The 24,207-nt window shown below is 66.4% G+C and carries 17 protein-coding genes and 2 pseudogenes; 13 read left to right on the top strand and 6 right to left on the bottom strand.

Annotated features, from left to right (window positions below; translation table 11 throughout):
* Positions 1-409 precede the first annotated feature (409 nt).
* Entirely contained in the window at positions 410-1,192 is a 783-nt protein-coding gene (locus MJQ72_RS19865) for a TauD/TfdA family dioxygenase (RefSeq protein WP_240600860.1), read from the top strand.
* Positions 1,193-1,506: 314 nt separating this feature from the next.
* On the opposite strand, the gene MJQ72_RS19870 is transcribed toward MJQ72_RS19865, so the two are convergent.
* The 4 genes and pseudogenes from MJQ72_RS19870 to MJQ72_RS45110 form a co-directional block, all read right to left on the bottom strand.
* The gene (locus MJQ72_RS19870; protein WP_240600861.1) at positions 1,507-2,058 is read right to left on the bottom strand and encodes an SMI1/KNR4 family protein; all 552 of its coding nucleotides are present in this window, start codon (positions 2,056-2,058) and stop codon (positions 1,507-1,509) included.
* Between the two features lie 156 nt (positions 2,059-2,214).
* Positions 2,215-2,886 (bottom strand): response regulator transcription factor, encoded by a 672-nt coding sequence (locus MJQ72_RS19875; RefSeq protein WP_240600862.1) that lies wholly within the window; start codon positions 2,884-2,886, stop codon positions 2,215-2,217.
* An 82-nt stretch (positions 2,887-2,968) separates the two neighbouring features.
* On the bottom strand, positions 2,969-5,119 hold the full coding sequence (locus MJQ72_RS19880) for a hypothetical protein (protein WP_240600863.1): 2,151 nt from the start codon (positions 5,117-5,119) through the stop codon (positions 2,969-2,971).
* Positions 5,120-5,281: 162 nt separating this feature from the next.
* Positions 5,282-5,713, bottom strand: a pseudogene (locus MJQ72_RS45110) (ATP-binding protein); the annotation flags it as partial.
* 402 nt (positions 5,714-6,115) lie between these two features.
* Between MJQ72_RS45110 and MJQ72_RS45115 the strand changes: the two are divergent.
* The 8 genes and pseudogenes from MJQ72_RS45115 to MJQ72_RS19915 all read left to right on the top strand — a co-directional run.
* Positions 6,116-6,544, top strand: a pseudogene (locus tag MJQ72_RS45115) (ATP-binding protein); the annotation flags it as partial.
* Positions 6,545-6,810: 266 nt separating this feature from the next.
* The gene (locus MJQ72_RS19885; protein WP_240600864.1) at positions 6,811-8,766 is read left to right on the top strand and encodes a helix-turn-helix transcriptional regulator; all 1,956 of its coding nucleotides are present in this window, start codon (positions 6,811-6,813) and stop codon (positions 8,764-8,766) included.
* 40 nt (positions 8,767-8,806) lie between these two features.
* Positions 8,807-11,209 (top strand): right-handed parallel beta-helix repeat-containing protein, encoded by a 2,403-nt coding sequence (locus MJQ72_RS19890; RefSeq protein WP_240600865.1) that lies wholly within the window; start codon positions 8,807-8,809, stop codon positions 11,207-11,209.
* Between the two features lie 56 nt (positions 11,210-11,265).
* Positions 11,266-13,749, top strand: a complete 2,484-nt coding sequence (locus MJQ72_RS19895; protein WP_240600866.1) for a hypothetical protein — start codon at positions 11,266-11,268, stop codon at positions 13,747-13,749.
* A gap of 146 nt (positions 13,750-13,895) precedes the next feature.
* Positions 13,896-15,056, top strand: a complete 1,161-nt coding sequence (mycP, locus tag MJQ72_RS19900) for a type VII secretion-associated serine protease mycosin (protein ID WP_240600867.1) — start codon at positions 13,896-13,898, stop codon at positions 15,054-15,056.
* Positions 15,057-15,368: 312 nt separating this feature from the next.
* Positions 15,369-16,244 carry a hypothetical protein gene (locus tag MJQ72_RS19905; RefSeq protein WP_315860884.1) on the top strand — a complete coding sequence of 292 codons (876 nt, stop codon included), beginning with the start codon at positions 15,369-15,371 and terminating at the stop codon, positions 16,242-16,244.
* A gap of 34 nt (positions 16,245-16,278) precedes the next feature.
* Positions 16,279-17,694 carry a neutral zinc metallopeptidase gene (locus MJQ72_RS19910; RefSeq protein WP_240600869.1) on the top strand — a complete coding sequence of 472 codons (1,416 nt, stop codon included), beginning with the start codon at positions 16,279-16,281 and terminating at the stop codon, positions 17,692-17,694.
* Between the two features lie 158 nt (positions 17,695-17,852).
* Positions 17,853-18,359, top strand: coding sequence for a hypothetical protein (locus tag MJQ72_RS19915; protein ID WP_240600870.1), 507 nt, complete (start codon positions 17,853-17,855; stop codon positions 18,357-18,359).
* A gap of 63 nt (positions 18,360-18,422) precedes the next feature.
* Here the strand turns inward: MJQ72_RS19915 and MJQ72_RS19920 are convergent, their stop codons facing one another.
* Both MJQ72_RS19920 and MJQ72_RS19925 read right to left on the bottom strand, forming a co-directional pair.
* Positions 18,423-19,607 carry a homoserine O-acetyltransferase gene (locus MJQ72_RS19920; RefSeq protein WP_396426966.1) on the bottom strand — a complete coding sequence of 395 codons (1,185 nt, stop codon included), beginning with the start codon at positions 19,605-19,607 and terminating at the stop codon, positions 18,423-18,425.
* Entirely contained in the window at positions 19,604-20,200 is a 597-nt protein-coding gene (locus tag MJQ72_RS19925; protein ID WP_240600872.1) for a LysE family transporter, read from the bottom strand. The genes MJQ72_RS19920 and MJQ72_RS19925 overlap by 4 nt, the downstream gene beginning before the upstream one ends.
* A gap of 420 nt (positions 20,201-20,620) precedes the next feature.
* Between MJQ72_RS19925 and MJQ72_RS19930 the strand changes: the two genes are divergently transcribed.
* From MJQ72_RS19930 to MJQ72_RS19940, 4 genes are all read left to right on the top strand, one after another.
* Positions 20,621-21,322 carry a thioesterase II family protein gene (locus MJQ72_RS19930; RefSeq protein WP_240600873.1) on the top strand — a complete coding sequence of 234 codons (702 nt, stop codon included), beginning with the start codon at positions 20,621-20,623 and terminating at the stop codon, positions 21,320-21,322.
* Between the two features lie 9 nt (positions 21,323-21,331).
* Positions 21,332-23,131 carry a non-ribosomal peptide synthetase gene (locus tag MJQ72_RS19935; protein WP_240600874.1) on the top strand — a complete coding sequence of 600 codons (1,800 nt, stop codon included), beginning with the start codon at positions 21,332-21,334 and terminating at the stop codon, positions 23,129-23,131.
* Positions 23,128-23,253: a hypothetical protein gene (locus MJQ72_RS44650; RefSeq protein WP_256464206.1), complete on the top strand. Its 126-nt coding sequence runs from the start codon at positions 23,128-23,130 to the stop codon at positions 23,251-23,253. Before MJQ72_RS19935 ends, MJQ72_RS44650 begins: the two co-directional genes overlap by 4 nt.
* A 164-nt stretch (positions 23,254-23,417) precedes the next feature.
* Entirely contained in the window at positions 23,418-24,026 is a 609-nt protein-coding gene (locus tag MJQ72_RS19940) for an SMI1/KNR4 family protein (protein WP_240600875.1), read from the top strand.
* The last annotated feature ends 181 nt before the right edge of the window (positions 24,027-24,207 follow it).

The following is a 24,207-nucleotide window of genomic DNA, read 5'->3' on the forward strand; positions in this document are numbered from 1 at the left end:
CGTTGGCGACTGCGGTGCCTGACCTGTCCGGTAAGCGGGTTGTGATCCTCCTCCACCTCGTGTTCGGCGGTGCCGCGTTTTGCGTCTTGGAGCCGAACAGGAATGGGGGATTGCCTTTTCGGCCCCACGCTGCGGTTGAGTCCGCCAGGCGGTTATTCACCTGCGGGGATAGGCGGTAACTTTGAAGGCTGGTCGCCAGGCAACATGTGTCCCGAGGATACCCACGGTTATAGCGGGTCAGTCGATGTCGAGTCTGTGAACGGCAAGTAACGGTTCGCGGCTCGATCTCGGAAGGCGTCGTGCTTGCCGGTACTGTACGGCTTGGTCTGGTCTGACCGAAATTTCGCGTGGAGTCTCCTCTTGTTTATTCTTGGCATCTGCGAAATTTCGCAGCGGGTGAGGAGTCGTCATGCCGACAGCCATCAAGCGTGTTATGAAACTGCATCCATTCGGGGTTGTCGTGCTTGCGGAAGGAAATGATCACGAACTGGCGGAGGTGTCCGGAATATTCTTGCGTGGCTTGCTTGATCGCCATCCGTTCGTTCTGCTTCGAGGTTTCGAACCTATGGGTAAGGTCGAGATGGAGCAGTGTTGGCGGGATCTCGGTACGGCCTTTTCGTCGCCGAGGGAGTTCGTCGCGCGCGATTGGCCGATGAGCCACCTGTTCGGCCGTGAGCGTGTTCCCCTGCACTGTGACGAGATCCTGACAGGGCGCTCGCCGACCTTCTCGGTGATCCAGTGTTACGGGGCCCAGGAGCCGGGCGGCGGCGGTGAAACCTTTTTGTGCGACTCCAGCCGAGTGCTCGGCAGGGCGACGGCGGAGCAGCGGCGGCGATGGGGTGGGATCACCCTCGAGTATCGAGTTCCAGGGTGTGTCTCCGTGATTTCCCAACCTCTTGTGGCGCTCCATCGAAACGGCAGGACGCCTGTGCTGCGGTACGCTGAGCCGTTTGACCGCGGCGAGCTTGGAGCCCTGTGGTATTCCGGCGTCGGAATGTCCAAGCGGGCTTCCGATGCTCTCGCCTCGGAGTTGAAGGCCGCACTTTTCGCCGCCCCGGTTACCATCTCGCTCACCTGGCGGCTGAATGACATTTTGATTACTGACGATCACCGGACGTTGCACGGCCGTTCCGCACTCGAGGGACCTGAGCCTTACCCGTTCCACTTGCGGCGGACTCAAGTGTTCTATTGAGAGGCAAGGCAAACGTGGCGTGATCGAACCCTGTCGCGCAGGCCGTCTTCACCGACTTGGCGATGAGCTGACCACTCTGGACAGCAGGGTTGTGGACCGACATGCGAGTTCAACCCGATGTGGAGTGTCCACAAAAGACGCATCGCGTCGATTGCGTGCCCGATTGGTGTCACAATGTCCGGTCTCGACCCGCGCTTGACCAGGGATGAAGGCTCCCTTCACGGCATTAGACGCGGCGAAGGGAGCCTTCATCCCACCGCCGACCCACCCGAGAACACGCCACGTTTGACTTACCCCTCAATAGCCTGACTCGGTCAGCCGAACGTCTCCTTGAGCTCTTTCCTGCCGAGGGTGAGGAGCTCGCTGAAGCTGTCGCAGGGTTCGGAGAGGGTGCCGTACTTGACGGCGAGGAGGTAGGCCCGGTACTCGCCGTTGTCCAGGACATCGCTGGTGTCCAGCAGAAAGAGATCTTCACCTTCGGCAACGATCAGGCCGTACTTGAAAACGTCGTCGCTTTCGTCGTCCTCGTCGACCCACCCGTCGTGCACGTCGGTGAACCATTCGATGCCGGCGCAGGAGTGCAGGGACTCGATCCACCCCGCGACGCGACCCCAGCCATTGCTGGTAAGCAGAAAGGCCCGCAGACTTGGCGGCAGGGGAACCCCGAGGCGCTCCTCGGTCTCTTCGATCAACTGCACGTCGGCAGGCTCGTACCCTGCGCGTCCGTCGTTCCGCAGCTGCGCCAGATTACTGTCGTCCGCGAAGCTGAGAATCCAGTCGCGGTACTCGGCCAGATAGGCTCGCCAGTCGTCCGGTGTCCCGGGACACGGAGCGGGTGGCACGCTGTTGTGCTCATCGTCCGTCATCGAACCTCTGCCTTGCTCCTGGGGGAGTGCTCAGACGGGAGGCTCTGAGCGGGGGCTATGGCAATCCAAGGGCAGCGTGAGACGGCCGCCTTGCCACCTCACGGTCACGAAGGCGGCCGTCGTGACTCAACGCCTCGCCGGCCTGGTGAAAGAAGATCAAATCACTCCGGCGCGCATGGCGTACGCCACAGCCTGTGGCCGGTTGCGAAGCTGGAAGCGATTCGTGACGGCGTAGAGAATGTTCTTCACGGTTCGTTCCGAGTACTTCAGCTCCGTGGCGATCTCGGCGGTGTCCAGCCCGTCCGCCATCAACCGGAGCACGGCGATCTCACGTACTTCCAGGCCGCCTCGGTTCAGCCCACCGGCGATGAGTTCCTGGCGTACGAGTTCCGTCTGTTTGAACAACTGGCCGAGAAGGTCCGGCGGGATGTGGGCGCCGCCGTCAGCCGTTGACCGGATGCACTGCATCAGACGATCGTCCGCGGAGGCGGCCCGCGGCAGAATCGCCGTCACCTGGCATTCCACGGCGACGATCAGGTCCACATCCTTGACCTCCTCGACGATCAGCAGGATCGGCTTGGCGAGTTCTGCGGCGGTCTGGCGCAGTAAACCGACACTGCTCGAGGAGAACCTGTCGAGAGCGATGATGACGACTTCGGCTTCGTGCTCGTCGCCCTCGAAGAGCAGGGTGCAGTCCTGCTGGGTCGCGAGGAACGTCTTGAGGCCGATGACCGTCAGGTGATCGGGCCCGCGGACGGCCAGCCGTACACGTCTCATGAGAACCTCCTCTAACTGCTCCTCCTTCGAGTATCGGCAGCGGCTCTTCATGGAGTCTTGATGTGCCTGTCCTGGGTTCGTCGCGGAAGGTGACGAATCGCCCCGTCAATGCCTACGGATGCGACAAGGGTGATCACCCCGCGTGATATTCCCCGTTGAGCATCGCGGTGGACAGTTCTATCCGGGATCGATATCCGGTCCGGGTGAAGAGCCGGCTCAGCCGTCCTTCGACGCTCTTCTCGGTGGTCCGGAACGCCATGGCGAGCTGTTTGTTGCTCAGACCGTCGGCCGCGAGCATCGCCAGCAGTCGTCCGTTCTCCGTGACGGCCTCCTGGCGGCCAGGGATCCTGACATTGTGTACGCGCATCAGGTTGCGCATCCATGCCCGGTACAGCAAGGCGTCAAGCCCGCCGAGGATGTCGTAGGCCTCGTTCAGGAGTTTCGGGTCGCAGACCGCGTGAGTGGTCAGCCGTTCGATCACCACGGCCAGTTCGAACGGCTGACCGCGATCGCGTACCTGATCAAGGCACTCGGCGGCCATGGTCCTGTTCTTCGTGACAGTCGCGCCTACGAGCTTCGCGTACGCCAGAGTGCGACTGGTCGGCATCTTTCCCGCCAGTTGCTCAAGCGCTGAAAGGCATCGTGTCGCCAGCGGCTCGTCGCCCGCACGCAGGGCGAGGTCCGCGAGTTCGGCCCAAGCGGTCTCGGTTCCGGCGAGCAGGCCGTCCGCGGCGGACGAATCGAGGGAGTCCCGGAGGCGTGACGCCGCGCTCGCGGTCTCGCCGAGCGCGCGGTCGAGCAGGGCGTCGGCGGTCACCAGGAGATGACCGAGCAGCGGGGCTTCGCTTCTCGCCGCCGCGAGCAGCTCCCGCGCTGTCGCCAGCTTCCCCTGGGCCACGAGCGCCGAGGCGACGAGCTGGTGCATACCGGCGGAATTCGGGTCGGGACCGCGGCTCACGGGGCGCACCGTCCCGAGCCGGCAAAGCTCGACAGCCTGGCCGAACTGCCCCCGCATCGCGGCGATCATCGCCCGATCACGGAGGCGGAGACTCTCCACCGCGAGCTCCTCGTCGGTGATGAGCTGTTCGGCGCGGCGCAGATCGCCGATCACCAGCAGGGCGGTCAGATGGGAATTCACCTGGTCGGTCCGGTGCCGTCTCTGCTGGCGCAGGGGCCATCGTGTCCGGTCGTCGAGGCTGTGGTCGAACTGCTCGATCTCGCCCGTCCACAGCCTGGCCAAAGTGGACAGCAGGCCGCCGACCATGACTGAGGTTTCACAGCCCGAGCGCCAGCGTCGCGAGTCTTGAGTGAGGATCGTGTCCGCCTCGGCCCAACGATCGAGCATGCCGCAGGCGAGCGCCCTGGTCACGATGTGGTGCGCGTTGTCCCCAGCCCAATTGCGTCGCTGTTCGATCACTTCCTGGAGTGCTTCGGTGTCGCCGAGCCCGCTCAGCGCACAGACCGCCATGATCTGGACTTCCTGGACGGCGTCCGGTGACAAGTGGTCCGCCAGGTCGTTCAGTAGCGTCTGCGCGCCGCGGAGGCTTCGTTCGTGGTCGCCGAGGAGGTGACACAGCGACGTATGGGTCAAGGACACCATCGCCCGTTGCGCCTGGTCCGCCGCGAGGTCCACGGCAGCGCCAAGCCACCGCGCCGCCTGCGCGGTCCGGTCTTCGCCGACTGACACCGCGTGATGCAGCAGGTCGCCCAAGGCCCGCTGGGGTTCGACAAGGTGTCGTGCGTCGGCGACGCGGTCGGCGAGATACCCCGGATCCGCGCTGGTCGCCTGCCCCGTCCAGATGGCGGTGACCGCGCTCGCCGCGATCTGACGACGTTCGAAGGGGCCAAGACACGCTCTGAGCGCTGACGCGACCGCGGGGATGGTGAACCGCCATGATCGGGCTGCTCTGCCATTGTGCAGGACGCCCGCCCCGCGAAGCTCCTTGAGCAGACCCAGTGCTTCGGGCTCGGTCTTGTCCAGTGCCACGGCGACCAGCCGAGGTACCGCCTCGCCGAGCGGAGCGAGAACCGCGACAGCCTTCGCGGCGCGCCAGACTTCGGGACCAAGATCCCGGATCTCCCGCACGTACCGGCTTTGCGGGGACGGGCAAGCCTGTTCGGCTTCTCCCACAAGGTACGCCCGCCGGTCGATCACCGTGATCGCCCCACCGCGCCGAAGTGTCTCGATCGCGTCGTTCAGCGCTCTAGGGATACCCCGGCTGATCCGGCGCAATTCCGAGACCATCTCGGGATCAGGGGTGCCCTGGGTGGCGGCGGTCGCCACCCGGGTGATCTCCGTGGTGGACAGAGGAGGTAGCCGTACGGAGTGGAGCAGTCCGTCACGCCGAAGCTGTCGGACTCTCGCGAGGTGTCCGGCTGCGTCCTCACCGGATATCGGGGTTCGGACGGTACAGATACACCTGACAGAGGTGCCGGCGAGTCTTCTGACCAGCGCTTCGAGGACGGCGGCCGAGTCGGGATCGATCCACTGGGCATCGTCTACCAGGAGGGCCGTGCTCCGGCCGTCGCGCAGAAACGGTGCCGCGGCCGCCGCCGCCGCGCCGCCCGCGACGTCCGGATTGTCGCGAGCTCCGACTACCGGGCCGATCCAAGTCCATGGCATCCCGATCCGGGCTGGTGGTGGCAGTTGAACCACTGGAGCAGAGGCACCGTCCGTGCGCGATTCAGGACTCAGGGTGATCTTCACGGGTAGGATGTCGTGACTCGGCGTGAGTCGCAGGGCCGAGACCTGCCAGTCGTGATTGGCCAGTTCTTCGCCCAGGCGGGCGAGGAAGGTCGTCCGGCCGATTCCGGACGGCCCGGTGATCAGGATCAGGGGCCTGTTCGTTGCCATGACGACGTCGAGAAGAGGTCGCATGTCGGCATGGTCCGCCTTGCCGAGAACGGAATTGTCCGTGGAATGGCATGAGGGTACATTCGGGACCAATTATGTGTCCTCGATGACGCGGTCCCGTATTCGACTGGCTATTGTTGCCTGACGTTGACCTTATGGTCGCCCTGGGGTCTGACCAGGGCTTTCGTGGAATTATAGCGAGCTCACTGCCCTTTTTTGCGCATGGCGTTGCACGAAACTACCTTGCTGTCACTCTGCTCTCGGTGGCGAAATAGAAGCCACACAGGTCGTCGTACGGTCGATCGGTGCCGGCGGGTTCCCGTCACTGCCGCATTGCTCAGTGGCTCCCTCGTACCCAGGCACGGTCGGCCGCTGATTCCGCCGGGGCATGGGCCGGCGGGGACTCGATGCTGGAAAGGGACCGGGATGGCGCGGCAGCGTACTGAATTCGTGGGCCGAGGGGAGGAACTCGACGCCCTGAGGTGTGACAGGGGAGTACCGGCCCTGAAGATGGTGCGTGGCGCCACCGGCAGCGGCAAGTCGGCCCTGCTGAAGCAGGCCTCCGCCGAGTTGACGGCGAGCGGGGTGCTGGTGCTGGAGGTCGCCTGCTCGATCGGGCACCCGGAATGGGACCAGTTCGGTGTCCAGGCGATCCTCGGTGCGGTCCGCGAGAAATTCGAGAGCTTCGACCCCGATCCCAGACTGGCCGACGCGATTTCCGCGGTCAGTCGTTTGTGTGTTCCGACGGCCTACATATCGGCTTGGTCAAGGTTCAGCCTTCTTCACGCTCTGCACGGGCTTTTCTCCAGACTGCGGGCGAACGGGCCCCTCGCTCTCATGATCGATGACGTTGACCGGCTGCCCCAGCCTCTGCCGACGTTGTCGGCGGTGCACCGCGCGGGTCATCTCATAGTCGCTTCCCGCACTGGTGAACCCCAAGGGGAGCCGACCGAGCTGGAGGAGGTGGCGGACCGGACGGTGGACCTCGGACCGCTACCTGCCGACGACCTCGACTCGGTTCTCCGCCTGATCGCGCGGGCTCCCGTCGACGAGACCCTACGAGCGGCGCTGAGGGGGATCTCGGCCCTCTGTACGGAAATCCGGGCACATTGGTGTCCACAATGGCCGACCTGCGGGCCAGGGGACGGCTGGTGCGCGTGCACGCACATCTCTGCCTGCGTGAATCGAACGAGCCCATCGCGCTTGCCGACGATCACCCCCAGCTCGCTGAAGTCGCCGCGCTCGGCGAGCTCGCCCGGGCTTTGGCCGCCCTCTCCTGCGGCGCCGACGGGTTCAGAGTCGATGAGCTGCCGTTGCTGGCCGCCGCCACCGGGCATTCGACGGCAGAGTGTGGGCAGGTGGCCGACCGGCTGGTGCGTGCCGGTGTCCTCGACAACGACCGAGCCGGGTTTCTGAGGTGCCGTTCTCGTGCGCTGGGCAATGCGGTGACCCGGCAGCTGGGCAAGGATGAGATCCAGCGCTTCCACCGGTCCATCGCCGAGCAGCTGCTGGACGCCGGCGACCTGAGCACGCGTTTCACCGCCGCACTGGCAAGCCACGTCGCCGAGGCCGGTTCGTCGATGGCTCCCCGGCCTGAACTCGCCGAACTGCTGAGCGACACGGTATGCACGGCGCTGGATCCGTCTCAGCGCGCCGTATATCTGTACGCGGCGTGGTGGCACTCTGAAGCGGGCGTCGCCCGGACGAGCCTGTGTTCGCAACTGGTTCGCTTGCTCGTCCGGTGCGCCGGTTACGCGCGGTTGGCCGAGTTCGTCGCGGAGGTTGTCGCGGATGAGCGCTCTGGTTCGGCCCTGAGCAGCGACGCGCGGGCCGAGTTGGCCACGGCCGCTGCCCTGGCCGCGATCCATTGCGGCCGGCCGCTGTCCGAACCGGTTCGGACAGCGCTGACGTGCTCCGAAGGCGTGCCGGACCCGATCGGGTTCTGCGACCGCTGGTTCGGTGAGGAAGCGATCGACTGGTGCGACATCTCCTCCGCCTTCGCCCCAGTATGGCTGGGCAAGGGCAGCTCCTCGTCGGCGATGGGCCGGCGGCGTCACCGGCAGGGGGATGTGACTGTCGAGATGGCTTTCGCGGTGCGAAACCTGGTACCGGTCTTCGAGGCGGTTCTCGGTCCGGACTATCAGGTCCCGGATGACGGCCCGGTGGCAGCTTATCACCGGGTTTGCCATGGATATGCCCAAGGTGAGTGGTCGGCCGCGCTCAGCGCCGCACGGGAACTGCGCCTGGTGAACGCCGATCCGGAGAGCCGGCATCGGGCTTCCTTGCTGGCCGCCGAGATGTGTGGTTGGCGAGGAGAAGACCGCCAGGCGTCGGAGTGGCTCGCCTCAGTGCCCGAGGACGCGTTCCCGGTCCTGCGGGGCTGGGCGGCGTCCGGGCTCCGGTACCACGATGGCGACTTGACCGGTGCGATCGAGCAAGGTTGGGAGGCGTACCGGCGCGAGGGGCGCGAAGGGGCGGCGCCGGGTTCCTCTCGTCTGCTACGCCGGCTGGCCGGGATCGCGATGGAGGCCGGGCAGTCGTACTGGAGCCGGCGCCTGCTGGCCGAGGTCGAGGTTCGGCACGACCGGCTGAACACCGCGGAGTCGTTCGAAACCGTGTCGTACGTACGCAGCCTCATAGGGGTCCCGGGTGCGTCCCCGCATGACTCCGAACGGACCGTCCGGCTGCGCGGGAACAGGTTCGAACTGGCGCTCGCCTGCCAGGTCATGGGAAGCACGTCGGATCGGCCGCACTCGTGGCTGCGTGAGGCCTACGACGTCGCGTTGGGTGTCGGCGCGTCGAGGCTGATCGCCAGGACCAAGCGGGCACTCGAGGAGTGCGGCGGCGCCGTCCCGTCGACCCGCGTACGCCAGGACCACCTGACCGAAAACGACCTGCGGATCATCGCCTTGATCAGGATGGGGAAGACCAACCGGCAGATAGCTCTCGAGCTGCGGACGAGTGAGAAGTCCGTGGCGAGGTACCTGACGAGGTTGTACGTCAAGGCAGGTTGCCGGACCCGGCATGGTCTGGCCACCTCCGGTCTGGGCAGCAGCCTCGAACAGGTCGGTGCGTGATGGGCGGGGGCTTGCCGATGATCACCGAGGGGCCGGGCAGGTGAATCAGAACGCCGTAATGGTCAACCAGACACCCGGCCGGGGGCATCGCACGATCGGCGAGGCACTGGCCACCGCGCCTGAGGGCGCTGTGGTGGTCGTGGGCCCGGGACGGTATACGGAGAACCTGGTACTCAGCAGGGCCGTCACGATCACTGCCGAGGAAGGTCCCGGCACCGTGGAGGTCCGTGCCACCAGCGGAGTCACCGTCGTGATGAACACGGAGTCGGCGGCGCTCGCAGGCCTCACGGTAGTGGCGACGGACTCGGACAGCCCGGCCGTTTTCGTCGGCCGGGGGCAGCTCGGTATCACCGAATGTTCGCTCGAGTCCTCGAGTTGGACGGTGGTGTTCGCCCGTGATGAGGGCACCCTGCTGATGCGTGACTGCCAGGTTCGCAACGCCGTGGGCGCGGGCGTCGTGGTGACGGCGCCCGATGGCGGGGTACTCGACTCGTGCCGGATCGAGGAGCTCGGCACTTCCGGTGTCGTGGTCGCCGAGAACGGCATGCTGCGGATACGTTCCTGCGCCATTCGCGCCACCGGCGGCAACGGGATCTGTCTCAACGGCAACGGCCGCCTCACCGCGGAGGACGTCGTCGTGGAGGGGGCCGCCAAACCGGGGGTGGCGGTCGAGCAGGAGTCCGGGCTCTTAGCCACCCGGCTGACTGTCTCGGGCACGAAGACGATCGGGTTCTATCTGGCCAGTTCGCGCGAGGTACGCCTGGAGGACTGCTCGGTGGAGCGTGCGGGTGCCGAGGGGATCTTCGTCGCGGATGGCTGCGCGCCGGACCTGCGGGGTAGCCGGGTTCGCGAGACTCATGGCCGTGGGATGCACTTCGCCGGCCGCGCGGGCGGGACGGTGACCGGATGTGAAGTGTCCGATGTGGACGGGGTCGGGATCGCCGTGACCGAGCGCAGCGTCACCGAGTTCGACCGGACCACCGTGAGTGGGTGTACCGAGTTCGGCGTACTGATCGACCACGGTTCCGACCCGTTCTTCCGCAAACTGCAGGTCCGCGGGTGTGATGGTGCCGCGATAGAAGTGTCCGGCGGAGCGCGCGGACGACTGGAGAACATCGAGATCGACGGCGGAGGCACCGTGGGGCTGGCGGTGTCCGGCGAGGCCAGGCCTTCGGTCAGCGGGCTGAGTGTCCGCGGCACCCCGGACGCCGGGATCACCGTCACCGGGGCGGCTTTGGCGCTGGCTGACACCGAGATCAGTGCTTGTGGTGTCGGGGTGTTCGCGGGCGCGGGTGCCGATTTGTCCTTGCAACGCGGTCGCGTGCACGGCAGCGCGGGCATGGGACTGCTGTTCGCCGAGGGTGCCTCGGGCACGGTCACCGACTCCGAGTTCTCGGGAGGGGCCGCGGACGGAATCCATCTGGACACCGAGGAATCCGTCCGAGTGTCGGGCTGCACGGTCCGGAACAATCACGGCAGCGGCGTGCGGCAGACCCGGCCCGGTACGACGATCGAGGTCATCGACCTGATCAGTGACGGCAATCTGGTGCGCGACGCGTATGGGACCGCCGCGACCGCGAATATCGGTGCGCCGGCACCCGCCGGGACGGTCGAGCGGGCGCGGGCGGTATCCGCCGCCGATCCGCTTGACGACCTCAACAGACTTGTCGGGCTCGCCGGCGTGAAGAGTGAAGTGACTTCCCTGATCAACCTGAACAAGGTGGCCAAACGCCGGATGGACGCGGGCTTGTCCGCCCCGCCGATGGCGCGTCACCTGGTGTTCGCCGGTGCTCCTGGGACGGGGAAGACCACGGTCGCCCGGATCTACGGACAGATTCTCGCGCAGCTCGGTGTGCTGCGAAAGGGACACCTGGTCGAGGTCGCTCGCGCCGATCTGGTCGCCCAGATCATCGGTGGCACCGCGATCAAGACCACTGAGGCGTTCACGACCGCGCTCGGCGGCGTCCTGTTCATCGACGAGGCCTACACGCTGAGCGCGGGCGGCGGTGGCACCGGTCCCGACTTCGGCCGGGAGGCGATCGACACGCTGGTGAAACTGATGGAAGACCATCGGGACGACGTCGTCGTGATCGCGGCGGGCTACTCCGCCGAGATGTCGCAGTTCCTCTCCTCCAACCCGGGGATGGAATCCCGGTTCAGCCGCACCATCGAGTTCGCCAACTACACGGCCGAAGAACTGGTGACGATCGTGCGTACACAATGCGCCAGGCACGACTACCGTCTCGCCGAAGACGCCGAGGGCGCGCTGTTGCGCTACTTCGAGGAGATCCCGAAGGACGGAACCTTCGGCAACGGCCGTACCGCGCGCCGGGTGTTCGAGCGGATGACCGATCGGCAGGCGTCGAGGCTGTCCATGGCCACCAGCACGGCGTCAGCGGATCTCACGTTGCTGACCGCGGAAGATTTCCAGCCCGGCGTATGAACGGGCGGCGGCGACCGGGTCGCCGTATCAGGAACACGAGCAAAGGCGGGAGGAAGATGCGGCAGGGAATCGCGCGGAAGCCGCCCACCGAGCTGGTCGCCGAGCGACGCGGTCCGCATGTGCTGATCCGCCGCCGTGACGAGACCGGTCAGGACCATGGCTTTCTCAGCGGGTCTCCGTCCGCGCCGGAGCAGTTGTTCGTCTTGGCCACAGCCGAATCCCGGCGGCATCCGGAGTTCTCGGCAACGGTTTGCGAGCTGCTGCGTTCGTTGCCCGACGTCCTTTCCGGGGTGAGGTCGGTGTGGCTGGGAGCGACAGGTCTCGTACCGGGCGCCGCGGTCGCCATGGCCAGGGTTCTCGCCTTGGACGTGTGCATCCCGGACGGCGAGTTCGCCGCGGTCGCGGGGGCGGCGATGTACGCGGGTCACGGAATGGGCGGCACCGGGTGGAAACGGTTCAGGGCGGAGGGGCCGGCAGGGCACGCGGGTACGCGGTTTCCCCCGCCTGCGTGGGAATTCTCGATGCCCACGGAGCCGGCGATGGTGGCGGGAGCAGTCGTCCAGCCGATACCGGCGGGAGTGCTGGTTTCGTCTTCCGAAGCGGGGAAGGACGGCTTCGCCTTCGGTGTCGCCGTCGACCAGCGGTTCCCCAAGCTTGTGGTGGGTGGCACTCCGTCACCGGCCGCGGTCGCCGCGGTGCTCGACCGGCTGCCCTCGAAGCCGTTTCTGGTGGTCCCCGCGGCTGCTGAGACCGCTTCGCATCTTTGGCAGGTCGAACTGGCGATGCTGCGTTCTCGTGACGTCATGTTCGGTACCGAGGCAGGCACGGACCTGTTCCGCCCTTTCCCCGCCGTGCTGCGTCAGCCCGCCGGTGGTGGTGACCAAGAAGTGCTCGACATCGCTCCGGCGCCTCCGGGGTGGGTGCGCGATGGGCGCCACAGCTATCGGTTCACCGACGGCGAAGCCGAGGTGCTGGCCGATGTCGTACCCTCCGGGCTGGTGCTGCGGTCGTCGGAGTCCCCGCAGCCGGCCGAACCTGCTCCGTTCGATCCCGCATGCTGGACGATGCACCTGGGGGTTCGGGGCGAAACGGTGGGTTTGCCCGTCCTTGTCGCAGCTGAACGGTTGTTGGACGTGATCGGTCCGGTGCAACGGGCGGTCGTCCGTGTCCGGCTGGCAGGATCGCTCGACGAGCGAGCGAAGGCCGTTTTCTCGCGAACCGTCATCCCGGCGGGTGCCGGTCAGCCCAGGGGCACGGCGACGGCGACCGGCCATGGGACCGCGCCCGAGGTGGATGTTGCCGAACGGCGTGAGATCGAGGCCGCCGAACAGCCCGTGGCCGCACCGGTGGAGATGAGATCGTCTCCGGCGATCTCGATTCCGGTGATACCGGCGATCATGACGATGTCGAGCACCCCGGTGCCTACAGTGTCCAGTTCGCCGAGCCGTTCCGCCGAGCCGTACGTTCCGCTCGACGACATCGAGCAGCAGCCGGAGCAGGCCGTGTCCGGTGATGTCGAGTCAGTGGTTCCCCCGACGTCCGAGCCCCTTGGCAAGGCGGAGCCGGCCCCGGCCGGAAACAGGGTTGTGGAACAGCGTGTCGCCGAGACACTGAGCGAGCCCGGTCAGGACACGCAGCCGTCTGTGCCGCCTGTCGGTGTGCAGGAGTCCACGTCGGAAGCGGCGCCGCTGTCACCGCTGGTGATATCGGATCGTCCGAGTAGTCCCGCCGAACAGTCCCGGTTCACCACCGCCGCCGGAGATGCCTTCGGCGAAGCACTGGCGATGGTGAATTCGGCATTGGCCACGTGGCCGTCGATGCGGCAGGAGAACACACTGGGCGTCAAGGCCGACTATGTCGCCGTGTGCCTGTTCCTCGGCCGTTCCGAGGGGAACATGGCGAGCTTGAACGGAGCGGTGCGGGCGGGACGCGACGGCCCCATCGACGGCCAGGTGCCGTGTGTCGTCTCCGGGATCCGGCGGCTCCCGATCCACCGGCGCGCTGTACTGCGACAAGGGAAAGTGGACGAATCCCTCGAACACCGCAGCGCGGTGGGGACTTTGCTCACCGAGCCGGGTTTCCTCACCGCCAGCATGGACCTCGACGTGACCCTGCCGGGTGCCGACCTGGATGTGCTCATCTGGCCATCTTCGGCACGGCGGACATCGGAACTGCTGATGAACCACCCGATAAACGAGGCGGTTTTCCTGGCGGGGGCCAGGTTCAAGGCCTTGGCGGTGCGGACCATGGAGGATCGCGACGACGATGCGACCGGAGGAGAAGGCGCGGCCGCGCCCAAGGTCGCTGTGCTCTACCGCGAACTCGCGCCCGGTGAGTCACCGACCACTGACGAACTCGACGCCCGCGACCTCGCCGTCCTGGCCAAACTGGACAGGGTTCTGGCCGCCCGGCAAAAGGGTGGCCTCCGGCTCGTGGAGGACCCGGACGCCGTCGCGCGACTCACCACGTCGATGATCGAGTGGAGTGAGCGGTACGCACAACCTGGCAGTGACTTTCGACCGACACTGGCGGCGTCGTGAAATCGCGCCGGACCGCGGCCCTAGTCTGCCTGGCCGCGGTCGGAACGTTCACGTTCCCGCCGTTGCCGTCCGCGCACGCCCAGTCTGTCGTGCCCTCGCCTCCCAATAGCCAGGGCCCACAGCTCCCCGCACAACAGCAAGCGTGCTTGCCGCCACCGAACGGCGCGGACGCCTCGATACCCTGGGCTCAGCAACAGCTCGCGCCGCAACGAGTCTGGCCGCTCACCAAGGGTGGCGGTGTCGTGGTCGGGGTGGTCGACACCGGCGTCGACGCGTCGACCCCGCAGCTTGCCGGTGGCAAGGTGCTTCCCGGCTTCGATGTCACCGCGGCCGCGGGTCGGCCGGCGGATGACGACTGCGTCGGGCACGGCACCTTCCTCGCCGGAATAATCGGCGCCTCTCCCGCATCGGACACCGGTTTCGCCGGGGTCGCACCGGACGTGACGATTCTGCCGGTCCGGGTCGCGTCGTCACTCGTGGAAGGGGCGCCCGGCGCGCTGAACCCGGCCGCGATCGGACGCGGGATCAGGACGGCCGTGGACTCCGGCGCACGGGTCATCAACGTATCGGCCAGCACTTCGGTCCCGGACAAGGAACTCGCGTCCGCCGTGGCTTACGCGGCCGAACGTGACGTCGTTGTCGTCGCATCGGCCGGGAACGGGGCGAAGGACGGCGATCCGGCCACCTATCCGGCGTCGTATCCCACCGTGATCGCCGTCGGTGCCGTCGATTCGGCAGGGCAGCAGGCCCCCTTTTCCCCGACCGGGTCGCATGTGTCTCTGGTCGCCCCTGGCGTAGACGTGACCAGCGTCGGCCCCGGTGGGCCCGGACAGTGGCAGGGAAGCGGGACCAGTTACGCCGCGCCGTTCGTGACCGGCACCGCCGCGCTGGTGCGCGCCTACCACCCCGGCCTGACCGCACCCCAGGTGAAGCGCAGGCTCGAGACGACCGCGAATCATCCGGCCACCGCACTGCCCGACCCGACTCTCGGCTGGGGCACGGTCAATCCGCTGGCAGCGGTGACCGCGGTGGTGCCCGAAGAGGGGGCGAACGGCCAGCCAGTGCTGGTCGGTCCACCCGCGGCGCGTGCGGCCGACATCACTCCGCCGGACGAAGTGGGCCCGATCCTCGTGACCGTCGCCGTCTTGGGCGTGATCGGGACCGCGTTCGTCCTGGTGTGGGTGTGCCGGCTCTGTGGAGCCGGCAACAGGCGAGGCTGGGGTCCCAGCAGGGTGATGCGGGTCGTGTCGCACAACCCCACGCCGAAGGAACGTCGTGATGCACCGGCACGGGGGAAGTCGGCCTGAGAGGGCAAGGCATATTTCCCTCACGCTCACAGCGCGTCGGAAGTCGATTCAGCTCGACTAGCATGAAAGCGAAGGCCGCGGGTTCCCTGAAGTCCATTATTGCGCGCACTTTTGGGCAATCGGCCATCGAGCGTGATCGTTCGCTCGGATGAGGCCTTTGAAAGAAGCGAAATTCGGTTGAACCGAATCGACACCGCACCCGTGTTGAGGGCGTAGGGGAGTTCCGGAGAACCTGGAACCCAGAGGTGCAGGGAGAAGAACGTGCTGAGTAAACGAGTTGTATCGGTCGCCGTCCTCGTCGCTTCGGGAGCGTTGGCGCTCGCGGCTTGCGGCGCCGAGAACGCGGTGCCCGCGGCCGCGCCCCCTTCCGCGTCATCCGCCGGAGCGGCCCCGAACGCGGATGAGAGCCTGTCTTTTCTGTCGGGCACCGCGAAGTCGAACAACGCGGAACCGAAGACCGGCGACTGGGCGACCGGGTCCGACGGGACACTGAATACCGCGAAGCAGGACGTGGCCAAGAAGTGGGTGCAGCTCAGGGCGGCTGAGGCCGGGACGCTCGACCCGGTCGTCGTCAACGGTGCGGGCCTGACTCTCTATCGCTTCGACAAGGACACGGCCAAGCCGTCGAAATCCACGTGCAACGGAGAGTGCGCGAAGACCTGGCCGCCGGTTCTGGTGACCCCGGGAAGCAAGGTTTTCCTCGCCGGTATCAAGAAGGCCGCTGTCGGTACCGTCAAGCGGGACGACGGCTCGCTGCAGATCACGATCGGTGGCTGGCCTGTCTATCGGTTCGCGAAGGACACCAAGCCGGGCCAGACCCAAGGCCAAGGTGTCGGCGGGACCTGGTTCGGGATCGCGCCGACCGGGCAGAAGGCCCCGGAGCGGAACGCCCCTGCCGAGACCGCTCAGCCGGAGCAGCCTGCTCAGCCGGATCTGACGCCCGCGACCAGCGCGACTCTCTTCGACGGGAAGAATTTCAGCGACAATGAGCCGTCGCAAGGCGTCGCCGGTAAGGGATGCCAGAATGTCCCGCGTCCCGCGGTGACGTCATCGATCTCCGTTTCAGGCTCTTTGAAGCTGTGGACCGAGAAGGATTGCAAGGGCAAGTCGGTAGTCGTCAACGGTGATGTCGCGGATTTGGGCAGCATCGGTTTCGACAATGCTCTTCGTTCGGTCTTCTTCAGCTGACCAAGGCTGATGCTCGCGGGGAGGGAATAGTGTGATGAAGCCTCGGCAGGTTTGGGCCACGATGGTGACCTTGTTCGCTTCAGCGCTGTTCCTCTTCGGCTGCGTCACCTCGGTGGGTGGGAACGCGCAGCCGGTGGACCCCAACAAGGTCGCCGGGCTTGACATCACCAACGGTCCCAGTGGTGTCAAACCCGGCGCACCCGACGCCGGTCTCCCCGTGGACGGAGGCGACGGCGGAGAGATCGACCGCCTCGCCGCCAACGCCGTCGCCGATGTCCAGAGGTATTGGCGTGAGCAGTCGCCGGCGGCGTTCAACCGGAAGTTCGAGCCGATAGCCACCCTCGTGTCGTACGACTCGACCGGAAGCGGGCGGACGATCTGCGGCGCGTCGACCGCCGGCCTGGTGAATGCCTTCTACTGCTCGCTCAACGACGTCGTTGCCTGGGACCGGGGCGAACTCCTGCCCATGTTCAAGGAGTCGATCGGCGAGACGGCGGTGCTGGCCGTCCTGGCCCACGAAGTCGGCCACGCTCTCCAGTTCCGCCTCGGCTTGGCACGGGAGACGCCTTCCATCGTGAAGGAACAGCAGGCCGACTGCTACACCGGTGCCTACTTCCGCTGGGTCGCCGAGGGCCGCTCCCCGGCGTTTCAGGTTTCAACCGGGCAGGGACTCAACGAGGTGTTGACAACCCTGTTCCAGATCCGTGATTCCGCGGGAGTGACCTTCAGCGACGACGGTGCGCACGGCAATGCCTTCGATCGGGTTTCCGCGTTCCAGTTCGGGTTCGCCGACGGACCCGCTCGATGTCAACGGATCGACGTCGCGGAGATCGCAAGCCGGAGCACTCAGGGAATCGGCTCCACCGAAGGTGCCGAGGCGGAGGAGCAGAACCTCCGCCTTGACGATCGGCAAGCGATGAAGGACCTGACCGACAGTCTGCTCCGTGCTTTCAAGTTGGCCGCTGCTCCGCCACGGCTCACCGCCGGTGTCGACTGTGGGGCGACTACGGTCGACAGCCTCGCCTCGTACTGTTCCGAGTCGAATCAGATCACTCTCGACCTCGACGGCCTGGTCCGAATCGGAACCCCACCACAGCGTGGCGGGGAAGGCGGCATCGGTGACTTCGCCGCTTTCGCCGAGGTCGCCTCCCGATACACGCTGGCGGTGCAGCAGGAAGGCGGATTCCGGCTCGACGGTCCCGCCGCCGCGCGACGAACGGCGTGTTTGACCGGTTACTGGGCGTCGACGATCGTTGCGGGGAAAGGAAGTACCCTCAGTCTGTCACCTGGGGATCTCGACGAAGCCATCGCCGAGATGCTCGCGCGGGACAGTTTGATAGCGGCCGATGTCCGCGGGGAAGCACTCGCCGCCGGTTTCGCCAGGGTGGAAGCCTTTCGCGTCGGCTTCGCATCCGGGCGGCAGGAAACGTGTGGGAATACCTATCGGTGAAGCCCGCGAACATGGCGCCCAAACCGTCGAAAGGGCCACGCCTCATGGAGATGGAAGACCTATTGTGGCGCTTGACCGACAAGTACGCGCCCGCCCCGCCGGCGTACTCCGTCGCGTCGAGGCCTACGTGGTTCGATCATGCTGGCGATCTTGTCGTGGTGGACAGCCCGGTAACCTGGGAAACCCCGTGGCGCACCGAGGGCGGGTTCACCCACCGGCTCCCCGCGGGCAGCCATCCGGTGTATGTGGGCTGGTGCACCGATGCCCCGCTCGGCGAGGACTCCGGTGCCCTCTGGCCCACTGTCACCTTGGTCGTGATTCCGGTCGCCGATCCCTCTCGGATCGCCGAGGCGGACTGGAACGTCCCGCGCTACCACGACGTCCACTTCATCGAGGACTATGCGGTCCTCTGGGGCGAGGAGGCCATGCGCGCGTCGCTTCCCCACGTGGACGGGATGCCTTCCTTCGTCCGAGACGCGTGCGAGGACATCCGGGCCAGGGGCCCGCGTCACCGGCCGGTCGCCTGGGCGAACGTGATGCTGGATCGGGAAACCGGTGCGAACGCCTTTGTCTTCCCCGTGCACAACGCGGAGTACGTCACCGGCTATGAGATCGTCGATGACAAGGGCGACCTGCTCTGCCTGGTCATGGCTGCGTGCGAATAGGGGCATGCCGAGCCGGATGCGCGCCGCGCATGGCAGTACACCGGTCGGGGCGGCCAGGGCCCATCATCCGTCGAGCAAGCGGCGCACCAGAACGGCGACTTGTGCCGTCTCGATCAGAAACCCGTCGTGCCCGTGTCGGGACACGATGCTCGACACTCCGTCGCAACCGGAAACGCCGTCCGCCAGCGCTTGCACGGTGGACGGCAGGTAGAGCCGGTCACTCGTGATGGACGCGACGATCGTGGTGGCGGTGATGTGAGCCAGCGCGGCATCGGTACCTCCACGGCCACGCCCGACGTCGTGAGTGTTCTTGGCGCGGGTCAGCGTGACGTAGCTACCTGCGTCAAACCGCCGCAGCAGCTTGTTCGCGTGATGGTCGAGATAGGACTCGACGGCGAAACGCCCGCCTTCGAGCGGATTTTCGCGTTCGTTCGCCTGACGCCCGAACCGTTGCGCCAGTTCTGCCTCGCACCGGTAGGAAAGCTGCGCGATGCGGCGGGCGAGGCTCAGTCCTCGGTGCGGGCCATGGCCGGCCGGCGCGTCGTAGTAGTCGCCTCCGTGCCAGCCCGCGTCGCCGGTGACGGCGGCCAACTGGAGGGCACCCTGCGCGATCTGTTCCGCCGTGGTGGCGGCGGAACAGGCGAGCAGCAAGAGTCTTGCGACCTTGTCCGGGTGAGCGACCGCCCATTCCAGCGCACGCATCCCGCCCATCGAGCCACCTATGACGGCGGCCCAGCGTCGGATGCCCAGTGCCTCGGCCAGCCGCACCTCGGCCTGCACCGTGTCCCTGATGGTGATCGACGGGAACCGGCTTCCCCACGGCCTGCCGTCTCGCGCGATCGACGCGGGCCCCGTTGATCCCTGACAGCCGCCGAGGATGTTCGGGACGACGACGAAGTACTTCGTGGTGTCCACGGCCAGCCCGGGTCCGACGATGCCGTTCCACCAGCCGGCCGTCGGGTGGCCGTCGCCCGCGTGTCCCGCGACATGACTGTCCCCCGTCATCGCGTGCTCGATGAGCACGGCATTGGACGCGTCGCCGTTGAGCTGTCCCCAGGTCTCGTAGGCGAGGTGAAATTCCGGCATCACACCGGAGCTTTCGAGAACGAGCGGATGGGTACTCCTGAACCACTTCCGACGGCCGTACGGATCTCCCGGCCGCCAGGCGCCGGTGACCGGGACCTGGTCGCGCGGACAGCCCCGGCCGCGCGGTGCCGTCCCGCCTGGCTCCTCCCTGATGGCCCTCATGTCAGGGCCATCTGCAGTCCCAGCGCGATCAGGACCACGCCGGATCCCAGTCCCACCGCCCGACGCCGACGCTCGAAGAACGACCGGGCAGTCCGGGTGGACAGTATCGACGCCAGCGATACGTTCCAGATGATCGACGACACGACCACGGCTACCAGCGCGACCAGCCTCGCCTCGACGGTGGGGACCGCGGTGACCGCGGCAGCGAGGCCGACACAGAAGAACGCGATCGTCTTCGGGTTGACGAGGTTCGTGAGCAACCCTCTCCGAAATGCCGCAGACCAGCGAAGTCGTGGAAATACCTGGCCGTCGGCCGGCTGCCGGGCCCGAACGCACGCGGCGAGTCCCACCCACAGGAGATAGGCGGCACCGCCGATGCGCAACAGTTCACCCAGCCAACGTGTCGTCGTCAGGATCTCTCCCAGACCGAGAAGCGCCGCAGTCGACAGCACGGCGGTAGCGGCCACAATGCCGAGCGCGGCGGCCACCGCGATACGACGCGGAACGGATGCCGCCATGTTCATGATGAGCGCGAGGTTGGCACCGGGGATGCTCGCGGCGGCGAAGTAGAGCAGCACAACAGTGGTGACCATGCGGACCCTACGGACGCCGGGTTCGGCTTGGGAGACTCATTCCGCAGGAGCGGAACTCAAGACTCGGTACGCACGGCAGCGTGCGGGGCCGGAGAAAGGTCATGCACCGAGTGCATCACGTTGTGCCCCGCCACCGCGCGAAGGTGGGGCTGGACAGGCAGTCATGCCTGCCTGTCCGGCCACGGCCGGGCAGCCCGCGCGCCGAGTTCCGCGACGACGGCCAGACCAGTCTGGTCACTTGAACGGACATTCGAAGCGATCGGATAAGACGGATTGCCCGTTTTCGAGGGGCCGTATGCCCGAAAGCACCCAGGGCTTCGCCATCCCTTCGTGGATTCCATCGTGGACCGCACACTTCATGTCAGACCACACTGCCTTGCCGGAGAGCCGACGAGATCTGCTCCGCACCCCGGAGGTCATATGGACACCGTCTCTCACCAGCGCCTTTTGGTCATAGGCTTCCCGCCTGCCGGTGGATCCGAAGCCACTTTCCGGGAGATCTTCGGCCTGAAACGGGAATTCGACACGTACGTGGTCAAATACCCTGGAAGAGGGGTCGGTATGGCGGGCTGGGCCACCGACACGGGCGCGGTCGTAACGGCCTTGGCCGCGGGCCGCGCGCCAGTGCTGCTCGGAGCGGGTCTTGGCGCGATGGCGGCGCTGGAGACAGCACAGTATCTGGAAAGCCGCCGACTCCCGCTCGCCGGTGTGGTGCTGATGTCGTCAGTGGCTCCACAATGGCGTTCACTCGCCACCGATCGGGCTTGGCCGGACTCTGCGCTGATCGATTTCCTCCGCTCCGGCACCGAGAACCTGCCCGCGTCGTTCGAGTCACCCGCCGTGAGTGCCTACGCACTCGCCGCTTTGCGGCGGGATCTCGAGTGGGAGGACGAGTACCAGGGACCGCGCTACTGGCCCCTGTCCTGTCCGATGACCGTGCTCCGAGGTGAACACGACGTACTCGTGCCAGAGCGGGAAGGCACCGGGCAATGGGCAATGTGGACGGCAGGGCAGTTCACGTGTCATACGGTGCCCGCGGGCAACCACCGCTTCTTCGCTTCCCCCAGCGGCGCTGGGCCGGTGCTGGACGCCCTTCGCCGGTTCGTGCCGTCCAGGATCTGAAAGTGACCGATGAGCGATTCGACCACCTTGCACGCCACGATCATCGACCGCTGGACACAACAGGTCGCGGCCCATCCGGAGGACGTCGCGCTGCACTGGCGAACCAAAAGCTACACTTTTGGTGAACTCGGCGAACTCGTCGACCAGATGGCAAGCTGGCTGCGGACACACTGCTGCAAATCGGGTGACGTCGTGGCCACGACGTTGCCTCGTTCGGCCGAGGCGATCATCGCCCAGCTGGCGATCATCCACGCCGGGGCGACACATCTCGCGATCGATCCCCGGGGAGCGCCGGGGCGAACGTCGGCGATTCTTCGCGATGCCAAGCCCGCCTATGTCCTCGACTACGCCAGGTGGCAGTTGGCCATGGACGACCTTTGGCGGCCGCCACAACGGCATCGCGAACAGCCGCGGCCACGATCGGGTGCCAACGCCAATACGGTGGCCACCCCTTCTTCAGCCGCGTATCTCGTGTACACCTCCGGGTCCTCCGGTGCACCCAAGGGCGTGCTTGTCGAGCACCGGAGCCTGGCGAATCTGCTGCTCGAGCACGAACGCCATCTCTTCCCGCTCGCCACGCAGGCCGCCGGGCGCCCGCGCCTGCGCGTCGCGCATGCCATCGCCTTGTCGTTCGACGCGGCTTGGGACCCTCTGTTGTGGATGGTCGGCGGGCACGAGCTGTACCTGCTCTCCGACGAGGTCCGCGCCGACGCAGCGCTCATGGACCAGGCGATCCTCGACAACGCGTTGGATGTCGTCGAGGTCACCCCGGGGCTTGCAGGGCAGCTTGTCCAACGCGGTCTGTTCCACCTGTCGCACGCCCCCTCGCTCCTGCTCACCGGCGGTGAAGCTGTCGGTCAAGGACTCTGGACGGAGCTGGCCGCCGCGCCTCGCACGGTCGCGATCAACCTCTACGGGCCCAGCGAATGCACTGTTTTCGCCACCTGGGCGAGGGTCGACCGGTATCCCCGCCCGGTCATCGGGCACCCGATCGCCGGAACGATGTGCCAGGTCGTGGATGCCGAGGGCAGGCCACTGCCGGACGGCTCGGTGGGCGAACTCGTGCTCAGCGGAACCTGCGTGGCCCGGGGTTACCACGACCGGGCCGAGCTGACCGCCGAGCGGTTCTCCGCAGTGTCCGATATGGAGGGTGTGTGGCGCAGCTATCGAACCGGCGACCTGGTCCGCCGTTCGGCCGACGGAGCGCTGGAGTTCCACGGTCGCGCGGACCGGCAGGTGAAGATCCGCGGCCACCGGATCGAGCTGGGTGAAATCGAAGCCACTCTGCTGGCCCATCCCGATGTCGACCAGGCCGTCGTCAAACTCCGTGACGATGCCGGTTCGTCGGATCTTGTCGCCTACGTCGTGGGGCCCGACGACGGCGTGCTCCCGGACCTTGAGCTGAAGGAGTTCCTCGCGGATCGTCTTCCCCAGGTGATGATCCCGGCGGTTTTCCTCCGAGCCGGCGAACTGCCACTGACATCCCATGGCAAGGTGGACTTCGACGCTCTGACGCTGCCTCCGCGGTCGCCTGCGTTCACCCCGCCCGACCCCCTGCGCGGTGAGCTGGAAGCGCGGCTGGGGAAGGCATTCTGTTCCGTTCTCAAGCTCGATCGCATCGGTCGCAACGATTCCTTCTTCGACCTCGGCGGGCACAGCCTGCTCGCCGCCGTCATCGCGGAGAACCTGCGCCGTGACGGTGTCGCCTGCACTTTGCCCGACATCATGGGCAACCCCAGAATCGCTGACCTCGCGAAGGAGCTTGGCGCCCTTGCCTGTCGAGGGGCCCCGGCAAAAGAGACCGCATGACGGAGCCGGCCGAGTACGCCGATGTCGTGGTGATCGATGGTGGCCCGGCGGGCATCGGCCGCGGCCTCACTCGGGCGGGAAAGGCGTGGGCCGGCCTGCAGACGAGCCGGCGGACATCTTGAGGCTTCCCTCGTGTGGTGCCTCGGGAGTGAGAGATGTCATACGTGTCGCCCGCAAGAACGGGACGTAGGGATACGGGTCGAAGCCTGGAAGGGCAAGCCTGTTTTCAGGGCCCAGGACGTGTGCAAAATTGGCGTTGAATTGCCACCGCTCAAGGAGTTCACGCATGACAACGTCCGTCCCTTCACCTTCGACCGTCGTCGAGTGGCGCGAGTTCCTGCGCCGCTACAATTCCGAATTCCTGAACTCGAGTTACCTGCGCCGCGCCGAAGCAGAGGGGCGAGCAAAGTGGTTGATGACCGAGGGCCAACGGCAGGCTGGGTGGCTGGGCCACGAGCCGGCGAGTGAGGAAGCGATTCTTGCCACTGAAGCGCGTCTCGGTGTAGCACTGCCGCCGACCTACCGGAACTTTCTGCTGGCCGGCAACGGCTGGAGCTCTATGGCCTACTCTCTCGACTTGGTCAAGGTCGAGGAGATCGGCTGGTTTTCCGAAGCGGATCCCGGACTCCTCGCAGCGTGGTCGGAGCCAGGGATGGAGGACTTCGCCGACTGGGTCACCCTGTTGAAGCGATGTGTGCTGATCTCGAACGACGACGGTGGCAGCGGTGGCAATTGGCTCCTGCATGTGGACGGCAACGCGGAGAACAGCGAGTGGACCGCATACGAGTGGTGGCCCGGCGACGGGAGTGATCCCGAACCCTTCGACAACTTCGCCGTGCTGGTGGACAGCCTGTGGAAAGCCACCGCTGAACCCGAAGACAAGGATGTCGTCTGACCGGGTAGGGTCCGCCTGCCCTCCGCGGCCGCGCTGAGAAGCGAGGGCCCCAATGAGTCGCTTTGCGGTGCACTCGTCGGTGAGTTGCGTGTGCCACCTTCGAAGACCGACCTCCTTTTGGGGGCCGGGTAGCAATTATTCCTGTCGCCGATTGCCTTATTGGCTAGGTTTGTGTTCCTGT

This window comes from Amycolatopsis sp. EV170708-02-1 (assembly GCF_022479115.1).
Classification (GTDB): Bacteria; Actinomycetota; Actinomycetes; order Mycobacteriales; family Pseudonocardiaceae; genus Amycolatopsis.